General features: G+C 41.8%; 11 protein-coding genes. 6 read left to right on the top strand and 5 right to left on the bottom strand.

Translation table 11 applies throughout. The features are described from left to right. Positions 1-11 precede the first annotated feature (11 nt). From KK487_RS08025 to bioB, 3 genes are read right to left on the bottom strand one after another with little or no spacing between them, the layout of a single operon-like run. Complete coding sequence (locus tag KK487_RS08025; RefSeq protein WP_215521688.1) at positions 12-830, bottom strand: methyltransferase domain-containing protein; 819 nt, start codon at positions 828-830, stop codon at positions 12-14. Further along, a complete protein-coding gene (locus KK487_RS08030) occupies positions 827-1,981 on the bottom strand; it encodes an aminotransferase class I/II-fold pyridoxal phosphate-dependent enzyme (RefSeq protein ID WP_182779413.1) in 1,155 nt (384 codons plus the stop codon). The genes KK487_RS08025 and KK487_RS08030 overlap by 4 nt, the downstream gene beginning before the upstream one ends. Positions 1,982-2,036: 55 nt before the next feature. Further along, entirely contained in the window at positions 2,037-3,077 is a 1,041-nt protein-coding gene (bioB, locus tag KK487_RS08035; protein ID WP_058154647.1) for a biotin synthase BioB, read from the bottom strand. A 95-nt stretch (positions 3,078-3,172) separates the two neighbouring features. On the opposite strand from bioB, the gene bioA reads away from it, so the two are divergent. The 5 genes from bioA to KK487_RS08060 all read left to right on the top strand — a co-directional run bounded on the left by bioA (position 3,173) and on the right by KK487_RS08060 (position 9,037). Further along, entirely contained in the window at positions 3,173-4,474 is a 1,302-nt protein-coding gene (gene bioA, locus KK487_RS08040; RefSeq protein ID WP_215521689.1) for an adenosylmethionine--8-amino-7-oxononanoate transaminase, read from the top strand. Between the two features lie 180 nt (positions 4,475-4,654). After that, positions 4,655-5,467, top strand: coding sequence for a hypothetical protein (locus KK487_RS08045; RefSeq protein WP_215521690.1), 813 nt, complete (start codon positions 4,655-4,657; stop codon positions 5,465-5,467). Next, entirely contained in the window at positions 5,468-6,514 is a 1,047-nt protein-coding gene (locus tag KK487_RS08050) for an extracellular solute-binding protein (protein WP_036982831.1), read from the top strand. Then, positions 6,514-8,013, top strand: coding sequence for an ABC transporter permease (locus KK487_RS08055; RefSeq protein WP_036982834.1), 1,500 nt, complete (start codon positions 6,514-6,516; stop codon positions 8,011-8,013). Before KK487_RS08050 ends, KK487_RS08055 begins: the two co-directional genes overlap by 1 nt. A 13-nt stretch (positions 8,014-8,026) precedes the next feature. After that, positions 8,027-9,037, top strand: a complete 1,011-nt coding sequence (locus KK487_RS08060) for an ABC transporter ATP-binding protein (protein WP_215521691.1) — start codon at positions 8,027-8,029, stop codon at positions 9,035-9,037. Between the two features lie 57 nt (positions 9,038-9,094). Here the strand turns inward: KK487_RS08060 and KK487_RS08065 are convergent, their stop codons facing one another. Beyond that, on the bottom strand, positions 9,095-9,529 hold the full coding sequence (locus tag KK487_RS08065) for an AAA family ATPase (RefSeq protein WP_013464982.1): 435 nt from the start codon (positions 9,527-9,529) through the stop codon (positions 9,095-9,097). 291 nt (positions 9,530-9,820) lie between these two features. On the opposite strand from KK487_RS08065, the gene asnS reads away from it, so the two are divergent. Beyond that, positions 9,821-11,218, top strand: coding sequence for an asparagine--tRNA ligase (asnS, locus tag KK487_RS08070; protein WP_013464983.1), 1,398 nt, complete (start codon positions 9,821-9,823; stop codon positions 11,216-11,218). 61 nt (positions 11,219-11,279) lie between these two features. Here asnS and KK487_RS08075 read toward each other — a convergent pair whose 3' ends face one another. Then, the gene (locus KK487_RS08075; protein ID WP_215521692.1) at positions 11,280-12,359 is read right to left on the bottom strand and encodes an acyltransferase family protein; all 1,080 of its coding nucleotides are present in this window, start codon (positions 12,357-12,359) and stop codon (positions 11,280-11,282) included. Positions 12,360-12,419: the final 60 nt, after the last annotated feature.

Consider the following 12,419-nt stretch of genomic DNA (forward strand, 5'->3'; position numbering starts at 1 on the left):
CCTTATTATTTTTACTGGGCTTTTTCTAATGATAACAATACCACATGGTAAGATACATGGGCTTTATTGTTTGAAAGCGGATAGGCATCACATACTTTTTGCAGTGCTGATTTAGTTAATAAACCACGACGACTTGTTGCATGATTTTGTGTGGTGGCACCAATGGCTTTAATCGATTTTATAGCGGCTAATGCACTACTGTGCTGATCGGTATAGATGACTTTTTTTGAGGCGGTGATCTTAAACCCTGCCTTTTCGACCGATTGGTTTATATTATTATGGCTTGCAAACTGATTAATATGATTGTGTGAATCAAGCACTGCAAAGGCGGTTTTGATCTCGTTTAATGACCCTGCAACAACCGTACTAATATAGGCTTGCCCGCCTGGTTTTAATGCTTGGTAAAGCGAGTGCATTAATATTTCAAAATTAGTAGACCACTGCAGCGCAAAATTACTAAATAGCACGTCAATACTGTTAGCTTGCAGCGGTAAATTATCCATGTCGGCGCACAGTTTTGGGGTGTTTAAATCACTGCTTTTTAGCATGTTAAAGCTTAAATCTATGGCAACAACTTGGCCAAATAATGCCTTTAAAGCCTGAGTATTAACAAGCGGCCCTGCCCCTAGGTCAACACAGAGCTTTTTAGGGTTTGCACTAATGAGTTTAAATAAATCATTTGCCGCTTGTTTTTGCACATTGGCATGCTGGCTGTAACTGTTTGCTGCTTTTGAAAAGTTATGCGCTGTGGTTTTTTTTAAAACCTGAGTAGCTATACACACAGTTGTAGGGATAAGTGGCTTAGTTTTAATTGCCTGTTGGCTTATCATGAAATGACCTTTTGTAAACTACCAACGAGTTGTTTTATATCGTCATGGGTGTGGGCTGCACTTAAGGTAATACGCAAACGCGAGGTATTGTGTAAAACAGTTGGCGGGCGAATAGCCGTTAGCCAAATGCCCTGCTGCTTTAGTTGCTCACTGGCTTTTAACGTTTGCTCGGCGCAGCCTAAAACAATTGGTTGAATCGCGGTGTTAGAGTCCATTAGCGCAATGTGCTGCTCTTTAGCTAGGCGTTTAAACAGCGCAATATTAGCGTTTAATTTAGCTCGCCTGTCGTTGGCATCTCTTATGCTTTTGATACGCGCCAAAGTATGAGAGGCAATAAACGGCGACATAGCGGTTGAGTAGGTATAATCACGATTAAACTGCAGCATGTAATCTATAAAATGCTGCGAACCTAATACGCACGCCCCACTACTAGCAACCGCTTTACCAAAGGTGATCACTAAAATATCGGGCAAGGTATCGGCTGCAATTAAGGCTTCACAACTGCCTAGCCCCGATTTTCCTAAAGCACCAAAACCATGGGCATCGTCTATCATTAGCCAGGCGTTATGCTGCTTTGCTAAGGTAAATAGCGCTTTAATTGGCGCGGTATCACCATCCATGGAGAACACACCCTCAGACACAATGAGCTTATTGCGCGCTTTTGATTTTTCTAGCCGTGAGCGTAAATGGTTTATATCGTTATGGTTAAAGCGTATTAACGCGGCGTTGGCGTGTAATGCGCCATCAATTAAACTGGCATGATTGAGTTTATCTTGAAAAATAGCACTGTGTTGCGCTGTCGCTTTATCTTGAAACAAGGCTTTAATAACACTGCTATTTGCGCTAAAGCCAGAGTTAAATAACATGCCAGCTTCATAACCCAAAGCACTGCATAAAGCTTGCTCAAGCGCTTGCTGTGGTTGTTGATAACCCGTCACTAATGCTGAGCTGTGGCTACCTAGCAATGGCGCACTGGTTAACTCCACCGGCGAATCGCCAAACCCTAAATAATCGTTACTCGCAAAGTTAAGGTAGGTTTTATCATTAACCGTAATAGTGCGCGCCGTTGCGCTTTGCACTACATAGCGTTTACGCAATAGCTGTTGTGCTTTGCGTTCATCTAAATGGGTGTTTATAAATTCAAATGACATAAATGCTTTAACCTTCAACGCGATACTTTAAACTATTAGCATAGTACTGAGCACTTTACGCTTCGTAAAACAATTCTGCGGTTGCTTTATCAGCCACTTGCGATGACAAAGACGCAGCAACGGCTTCATCTGAATAATCGTGGCGTGTTTCTGGGTTCATCCCGAGCTTTTTAATTAATTGCATGTCGGCATCGGCTTCTGGGTTTTCTGTAGTAAGAAGTTTATCACCATAAAATATAGAGTTAGCACCGGCAAAAAAGCACATTGATTGCATTTGTTCGTTCATTGCTGTGCGCCCTGCTGATAAACGTACGTAGCTATGGGGCATCATAATACGTGCTGTGGCAATAGTGCGAATAAACTCAAACTGATCTAAGTCATCGACGTTTTCAAGCGGTGTCCCTTTTACCTTTACTAGCATATTAATTGGCACGCTTTCGGGCTGCTGGGGTAAATTAGCTAACTGCATTAATAACCCATAACGATCGCTTGCTTGCTCACCCATACCCACAATACCACCGGAGCAGACTTTCATACCAGCGTCTCGCACATTGCCTATAGTATCAAGGCGGTCTTGAAAGGTACGAGTTGATATAATTTGCTCATAGTATTCAGGTGATGTGTCTAGGTTGTGGTTATAGTAATCAAGCCCTGCACTGCGCAGTTCATGGGCTTTTTCGTTATTTAACATGCCTAAAGTCATACAGGTTTCAAGGCCAAGGGCTTTTACTTCTTTTACCATTTGCGAAATGTATGGCATGTCTCTGTCTTTTGGATCTGACCATGCAGCCCCCATACAAAAACGAGTGGCGCCTTTTTGTTTTGCTAACCGCGCTTGCTCTACCACTTTTTCTACTTCTATTAGGCGTTCGCGTTCTAAATCAGTTTTGTAATGCCCCGATTGCGGGCAATATTTACAGTCTTCTGGGCAGGCACCGGTTTTAATAGATAACAACGTAGAAATTTGTACTTCGTTTGGATTAAAATTAGCGCGATGCACAGAGGCGGCTTTAAATAATAAATCGTTAAATGGCATTTCAAATAAGGCTTTCACCTCACTGTGGGTCCAATCGTGTCGAACTGTTGCAAGCTCCATAATACTCTCTTTTATTTTTTGCTCTTGGTGTTATTGGCTTAGAATACGTATTGCCGTACCATTGTCAACGAAACCCACTTAGCTAAAGTTTACATATGATTAATAAACAAACGATAGACCTTGATTTTGATCGTCAGCACATTTGGCACCCCTACACCTCAATGACTCAACCTATTCCGGTTTACCCCGTAACGCATGCAAATCACAACCTTATTCACTTAGAAACGGGCGAACAACTCATTGACGGTATGGCCTCATGGTGGAGTGCTATTCACGGCTATAACCATCCGGTTTTAAATGAAGTGATGCACGCCCAGATAGATAAAATGAGCCATGTAATGTTTGGTGGCATAACCCACCAGCCGGCAGTAGAGCTCTGTAAAAAGCTGGTAGCGATAACGCCAGAGGGATTAACAAAGGTGTTTTTAGCCGACAGTGGCTCAGTAAGTGTGGAAGTAGCGATAAAAATGGCGCTGCAATATTGGTTAAGCCAAGGGGTTACAACAAAACAAAAATTAATGACCCCGTTCAAAGGCTACCATGGCGATACGTTTGCAGCGATGAGTGTGTGCGATCCTATTAATTCTATGCATAGTTTGTACGCTGGTTTTTTGCCTGAGCATATTTTTGTGCCTGCGCCTATTAGCCAATTTAATAGTGCGTTTAATCAAGCTGAGGCCGATGAACTCGAAAGCTATTTTTTAAAGCACCACCAGCAAGTAGCCGCGTTTATTATTGAACCTATAGTGCAAAACGCCGGGGGGATGAATTTTTATCATCCTGAGTATTTAGCCTGTGTGCGTAAGCTCTGCACTCAATATGATGTGCTGCTTATTTGCGATGAAATTGCCACCGGATTTGGCCGCACCGGCAAATTGTTTGCTGTAGAGCATGCCAATATAGAGCCCGATATACTGTGTATAGGTAAAGCGCTGACTGGTGGCGCAATGACCCTTTCGGCAACCATAACTAGCGACAAAATAGCCACAGGGATCAGCGAAGGAGAAGCTGGGGTTTTGATGCACGGACCTACATTTATGGGAAATCCCCTTGCCTGTGCTGTTGCCTGCGCCAGTATTGATTTATTACTAAGCCAAAACTGGCAACACCATATCAGCGAAATAAATACTCAATTACAGCAGCTGCATAAATGCCAAGCGCTCAGCACCGTGGCGAATGTACGTACTTTAGGAGCTATTGGCGTAGTAGAGCTTACAGAAGAGGCAGGTAGCATTGATGTCGCTAAAATTCAGGCTTATTTTGTATCTCAAGGAGTATGGATACGCCCCTTTGGTAAGCTAATTTATCTAATGCCACCGTATATAAGTGACAAAAACAGTATTCGCGCTTTATGTGATGCTATTTATAACGCCATAAAAGGTAAACATTACGTATAGATAGGTTAACTATTATCAAGGATTACGTTAAAATTTATGCAAATAATTAGTTTGCTGCCTATTCGTCCCAAAACATTGGTATTTTTAGCCCTGACCCGTCATTTAGTGTGTTGATCTGAGTGATCTTTAGGGATATGATAATGCCTATCATTTACAATAACATTTATGGACTCACTTGCTATGAAAATATTACTTAAGCCTGCCAAGACATTAAGTGCAAGTTTTTTACTCGCCTCTGCGATTTTTGCACAACCGGCACTTGCTAATGGCCCTATTGGTGAGCATGTTAATCACCTTCAAGCTAATTTAAAAACTTACAATGAAGACGTTGAATGGATGATCTCTAAAGTCGATACCATGGTAAGCGATTACGAGAAAAAAGGCGCAAAAGCAGTCAATAGTGATGATTTGGTTGAGTACTGGGAGTCAGTTAAATTCCACAGCGCAATAGAAACTAATTACGTGCCTGTCTATGCATCTATTTGGCAAGGTTTGTATGGCATAAAAATGGCTATCGATAATAAAAAACCAGCGTCAGAAGTACGCAAACAACAACAAGCAATGAATAATGCCCTATGGCAAGGATTAGGCGCAGTTAAACTGGCTGCTAAGTTTCAACAAAAAGGGTTATTAGATAGCGTAAAAGCAACAGCAACCAAAGAAATGACGCAAAGCGCGACTATCGACGAAATTAAACATAAATTAGACCGAGTGGTCGCTAAATACGCAGAACGTTTAAGCGATGAAGCCACCAACATAGTGCACGATACTTACCTACATTTATTTGAAGGTGTTGAAGGTACACTAATTGAACAAGACGCGAAGTTAGTAGAAGTTCTAGAAAAAGACTTTAACGTAACACTTCCACAAGCAATTTCTAATAATAAAAGTGTTGATGAAGTTCGTGATGTGGTTGTTGATATGCAAACCAAACTAAGCCGCGCTCAAACGCTGATTGAAAAAGCAGAAAAAGCACGTAAGGATGTATTTTAAGTGAAACGCAGAACCTTTATTCAAGGCTTAGCTGCGTTAGGGGTAGCGGGTGCTTTACCGCTATCGCTTTCACGCGCTTTTGCCGCTGATATTGCTATTGCAAACCCCGTGTCTGTTGATACATTGCCTAAACTAAAAGGTGCATTGACGCTTTATTTAGGCCGTGGTGAAGGTGGCTTATACGAAAACGTATTACAAGCCATTCAAAAAAAGAACCCTGATCTTGACCTTGCCATTCGTCGCGGCCCTACCGCAGCGCTTGCCAACACCATTGTTGCCGAAGCAAATGCAGGGGTTAAACGTGCCGACTTATTTTGGGCAGTCGACTCTGGGGCAATTGGTTTAGTTACCGATGCCGGTCTTGCCAAGCCCATGCCGAGTGATTTATCAGCGCAATTACAGCCACAATTTAGATATGATGAATGGGCACCTGTTACTGGCCGTATTCGTACTTTACCCTTTAATACCGATCGCTTAACCAAAGAGCAAATTCCAACGAGCATTATGGACATTGCCGACAGTGATTTAAGTATTGGTTGGGCGCCTGCTTATGCTTCTTTTCAATCGTTTATTACTGCTATGCGGCTTTTAGAAGGTGATGATAAAACGGCTAAGTGGCTCAAAAAAGTTAAAAAACGATCTAAAACCTACGCCGGTGAACTCGGTGTGGTAATGGGCGTTGAACGTGGTGAAGTAGACATTGGTTTTGCTAATCATTACTACACGCTGCGCTTAAAATCAGGTAAGCCCGATGCAAAACTTGATTTAGCCTTTACGCAAAATGATGCTGGCTGTTTAGTTAACGCTTCAGGTATTTTATCGTTATCTGACGACCCACTGGCAATCAACTTTATGCGCTATTTACTTAGCATTGAAGTGCAAAGTTATTTAGCAAGCGAAGCCTATGAAATCCCACTGGTTAATGGCATTACTCAACCCGATGGATTGCCAAAGTTAACCAGTATTTCGCCACCTAAAATTGATTTAACCCAGTTGGCTGATTTACGCCCAACTATAGATTTAATGCGCAGCAGCGGCGTTTTATAATGCGAATACCTACATCTTACCCAATGGCGCTGCTTGCAGCGCTAGTGACCCTGACCCCTATTTTTGTTTTAATTACGCTTGCCTCTGACGCAAGCTCTTTTTTTGATAGCCATAATTTAACTATTTTAGGCAATACCCTGTCGTTAATGGGATTAACTGTATTAGGTTCAATTTTAATTGGTGTGCCCTTAGCATTCATTAGCGCCTATGTGCAGTTACCGTTTAAAAAGTTTTGGCTGGTGGTGTTTGCAGCCCCGCTTGCTATTCCCAGTTACATTGGCGCTTTTACGCTTTATGCTGCATTTGGTCCTGGCGGTGAAATAAACAACTTACTTGGTTTTGAAACCCCTTCTATGTATGGCTTAACGGGAGCCGCCATTGTCATGACCTTGTATACTTTTCCGTTTGTTATGATGACTACCCGTTCGTCTTTACTTAGTTTAGATGCCAGTATGGTCAACGCTGCTCGCACGCTGGGTATGTCGATGACGCAAAGCGTATTTAAAGTTATTTTACCCCGCGTAGTAAATGGCATTGCTGCAGGGTCGTTATTGGTTGCACTATATACCTTATCTGACTTTGGTACTCCCGCAATGATGCGCTTAGATACGTTTACCCGTGTTATTTATGTGGAATATAATGCTTTTGCCTTAAGCCGTGCGGCTATGTTGTCACTGCAACTGATGGTAATTGTTGGCTTTTTATTAATGATTGAATCACAAATAAAAACCGCCTCAGAGCGTCAAGGTCGTTCGCTTATTTTATTCCCTAAAAAATGGCAACTAGGCGCTATGTTTGCCACCTTTGCACCTATTTTGTTACTCGCTATTGGCCTACCCTTAGCAGTATTTACTTTGTGGTTAGTGCGTGATGGCTTTAGCTCGTTTGATTTTAGTATTGCCTGGCATTCAACTTACGCTTCAGCCATTGCCGCTATTGTTACAGTTATTGTTGCCATTCCGGTTGCCCATGCGGCTTTAAGTGGTAAGGCTGGTAAAATAATGGAACGTGTTACTTACTTTGGTTTTGGTATTCCGGGTATTGTTATGGGCACAGCGCTTGTGTACGGCGGCTTACAACTACCCTTTTTATATCAAACGCTGGGCTTATTGATTATTGCTTATATGCTACGTTTTTTACCACTTGCGGTAGGTTCTGTGCGTACCAGCACCGAGCATCTTGACCCAAGCTTGGTAAAATCAGCGCGGGTACTAGGCGCAAGCCCGCGCGAAGCCTTTACGCGTATTACTTTACCCCTGACTATGCGGGGTATTATTGCAGGTGGCGCCTTGGTCTTTTTAGAGTCAATGCGTGAATTAGAAGCCACACTTTTACTAGGCCCCACAGGCTTTGAAACGCTATCTACCTACTTATGGCGTGTTTACGAAGCCGGTTATTTTGGCCGTGCTGCTATTCCTGGCTTATTGTTGGTAGTGATTTCTGCGGGTGCTTTAGCTATTATGATGTCTGGCGAAAAACGCAACCAGTTTGAACATTAAGGATTTATAAAAAATGCTATCTGTAAGTCAGTTGTCTATAGATTATGGCAGTAACCGTGTTGTTAGCGATTTAAATTTCACCTTAGGTGAAAGCGAAATATTAATGCTTGTTGGTCCAACAGGTTGCGGAAAAAGTACTATTTTACAAGCGTTAGCGGGGCTTTTACCGATTAGCGAGGGTGAAATTAAAGTGGCTAAATGGACAGCGACACCAAAGCATACTGTGGCGCCTGAAAAACGCAGCGTAGGTATGGTGTTTCAAGACTTTGCGTTGTTCCCTCATTTAACAGTTGAGCAAAACGTATGTTTTAAACTTAAAGACACCAGCCCTGCCGATCACTGGCTAAAACTTCTTGGTTTAGATGCATTTAGGCATAAAAAACCAGCCACACTGTCAGGCGGGCAAAAGCAACGCGTAGCATTAGCGCGTACCCTTGCCCACCAACCTGACTTTGTCTTACTTGATGAGCCATTATCTAACCTTGATGCAGCCTTAAAAGATATGTTGCGTTGGGATATCCGCAACGCATTAAAAGAAGCTGGCGTACCGGCAATTTGGGTAACGCACGATCAAGAAGAAGCGCTTTCGGTGGGCGATCGTGTGGGTGTTTTAAAAGGCGGTGAAATACAACAAATTGACACCCCAGAGCAGTGTTTTAGTACCCCAAACAACCGCTTTGTGGCCCGCTTTTTAGGTGAAGCCAGCTTTATAAAAGGAAAGCTAAATAACGGCCAAGCGCTTACCGATATTGGTAATGTACCTGCAAACGGCGTTGATTGTGACACTGGAGAGGTAGAAGTTTTACTTCGTCCAGATGATGTATTATTAGTACAAAGCAGTATTGGTAATAATGGTGAAGTAATTTGGGTACGCTTTGAAGGCGGTAGCCGTTTATGCGCGGTTAAACTTGCATGCGAAACCGTGGTAACTAGCCGAGTAAGCCATGAAGTGGTTGTACACCCAGGTGACAAGGTACATGTTTCGCTCAGTACATCTCACCCATTGGCGGCATTTAAAAGCTAGCGCGTAATAACACGAGTAGTTTTATGAAAAAGCCCTAATTTTGGGCTTTTCTTATAATTACCACTCAAACATGTAGGCCATTTTACTAATGGTTTTAAGCGGTATGTTATGGCTGTTGCGCTTGGCATATAAGTGCTGCATTGATTTGTCTTTTACTTCACCAACAATCACTTCTTTTACTTGATACCCTAAAGCTATCGCTGCTTGCGAATAGGCAATGAATTCCCATTTTTTAATGTTAGTGTTATCAACAATAACCAGTTCAATACCTTGTGCTAACGCGTTAATAAAACGTGCTAGGTTTAGGTTATGATATTGCGATAATTTAAACTTATCGAAATGATATTCACCCTGCTCGTTTACAAAGTAATCATCTGTTGAGCAAATAAAATAATTGCTTTCATCTGCGCCCGATAATTCGTCAGCGAGATTTTGCGCATAATATGACTTACCACTGCCTGGCAGTCCTCGTAAAATAAAAACTTGTTTCATAGCATCCATTTTTTATTAATGGTAAACGTTAATTCGGTTTGATTACTAATAATGCCACAAATTGATGAATTTTCAGAGTAACAAATGGTAATAGTAGCCATTTAACACTAAAAACTGGTTAAAAAAACCGCGCATGACTAAAAACTTTTAAAGAGTTGCCCACAACAGTTTTTTTATTTTACTTTACTAGGTATTATACAAGGTTCAAGTGCAGTGACCTTACATACATAAATGCATGAGTAACGCACAATTAATTTATATAGTTAGGCAACTTATATCATTGGAGTGAAGATGAGCCATTTAGCGATTTCAGAGCTATTAAAAGGCAATGTTGCGGTAGACAGCCAAGTAACCATTAAAGGCTGGATCCGTACACGCCGCGATTCAAAAGCAGGAATATCATTTTTAGCCGTTCATGACGGTTCGTGTTTTGATCCTATTCAAGCGGTAGTTCCTAATTCACTGAATAATTATGATGAAGTTACAAGCTTAACAGCAGGCTGTTCTGTGTCGGTTACCGGTGTATTAGTACAATCAGCAGGACAAGGCCAATCTTTCGAAATTCAAGCTAACTCAGTGACTGTGTTAGGTTGGGTTGAAAATCCAGATACTTACCCAATGTCGGCTAAGCGCCACAGCATTGAGTATTTACGTGAGCACGCTCACCTTCGCCCGCGCACCAACATGATTGGCGCAGTAACGCGTGTACGTAACTGTTTAGCGCAAGCGATTCATCGTTTTTACCATGAGCAAGGTTTTTACTGGATCAGCACACCAATCATCACAGCCAGTGACTGTGAAGGCGCAGGTGAAATGTTTCGCGTATCAACCCTTGATATGCAAAACCTGCCAATGACAGATAAAGGCGAAATTGATTACAGCGAAGACTTTTTTGGTAAAGAAGCATTCCTAACGGTATCTGGCCAGCTAAACGGTGAAACATATGCGTCAGCTATGTCTAAAATTTACACCTTTGGTCCTACGTTCCGTGCAGAGAATTCAAATACATCTCGCCACTTAGCTGAATTTTGGATGGTAGAGCCAGAAGTTGCGTTTGCTGATTTAGAAGATATCGCAAAATTGGCTGAAAACATGCTTAAGTACGTGTTTAAAGCGGTATTAGAAGAACGCCGTGACGACATGGAGTTTTTTGCTCAACGTATCGAAAAAACAGCGATTAGCCGTTTAGAAGAATTTGTTGAAAAAGACTTCGCACAAGTTGATTACACAGACGCTGTAGAAATTCTAAAAGCATGTGGCAAGAAATTTGAGTACGCTGTTGAATGGGGTGTAGATTTACAGTCTGAGCACGAGCGTTACCTAGCAGAAGAACACTTTAAAGCACCGGTTGTTATTAAAAACTACCCGCGCGATATTAAAGCATTTTACATGCGTCAAAACGAAGACGGCAAAACTGTTGCGGCTATGGACGTAGTAGCACCTGGCATTGGTGAGATCATTGGTGGTTCACAACGTGAAGAGCGTCTTGATGTATTAGATGCACGCCTTGACGAAATGGGCTTAAATAAAGAAGACTACAGCTGGTACCGCGACCTACGTAAATACGGTAGCGTGCCACACTCTGGCTTTGGTTTAGGGTTTGAGCGCTTAGTTGCTTATGTTACTGGTATGGGTAACGTACGTGATGTAATTGCATTCCCACGTACTAAAGGCAGCGCAACGTACTAAGCCACGCTTTGTAACGTTAAATAAAAAACCAACCTAAGGGTTGGTTTTTTATTGTCTTTATCTAAATCTTTATAAATATCTTGCGTTTATAAAGCATATTTGAAATTAACCAAAAGCCAATAACATGCAATAAAGCAAAGGTGAACGATGCCAATTTAGCACTCATGACTAAGGCTAACTGTTGATACATCCAATCCCCCAAGTTTAGCTCGCCAATATTAATCAGTGAATAGCTCAGTACCCACACACCCGATAACACATAAATAAACAACGGATTCGAGCCATACACAATTAATGGATTAACAAGGCGTTCGGGTTTTACTATGTCGCAAAGCCACACAAAAAAGGCCAGTACAATACAGGCAATCCCTGAGGTGTAAATAACGAAGGTACTGGTCCAAAGCGATTTATTAATTGGCATAATCAGCGAGCCTAATTTCCCTAAAGCGATACCAACAACCCCAATGACCAACAAACGCTTAATACTTGTCCATTGACTGCTAGAGCTGGTAAGTAAACGGGTAACCTCAAAGCCAAATAAAACACTTACTACACTTGGTAAGGTGCTCAAAAGCCCTTCTGGATCAAACGCTAATCCTTTACCTTGCCACAAATGCGATTCACCTAATACCGTAATATCAACCGTTCTAACTAAGTTATTCTCTAGTGTATATGCATTATTAGGACCAACACTTAAAAGCAGTAACCAATATGCAATTAAAATAACAACCGATAAGCTGATCACCCCTCGCCTGTTGAGTAACAATACACAGATAGACGCTAAAATATAGGCAATGCCTATTCGCTGTAATACGCCCAGTATTCTTAAGTTTTCAATGCTCGTGGTAAAGGGATACATATTTAACGCTAAACCAATAGCAAAAATAATTGCTCCTCGTTTTATCAGCCGTAACACTTGGCTTGCATTAGCTGTGCTGTTGGTTTTTTTAAATGAAAAAAACATCGCAGAGCCAATAATAAACATGAAAAACGGAAAAATTACATCCGTTGGTGTACACCCATGCCAATCGGCATGAAGTAAAGGGGTATATACGTGGGACCACGAACCCGGTGTATTTACTAGTATCATTAATGCGATGGTTAACCCCCGCATAGCATCAAGCGCTTTATACCTTGTCATTTTGGCTCCTATTTAATAATTTGTATGACTACAAATGACAACGCTGTCACTTTGTTATAA

The sequence above is a fragment of the Pseudoalteromonas sp. SiA1 genome (assembly GCF_018732205.1).
Lineage (GTDB): Bacteria > Pseudomonadota > Gammaproteobacteria > Enterobacterales > Alteromonadaceae > Pseudoalteromonas > Pseudoalteromonas tetraodonis.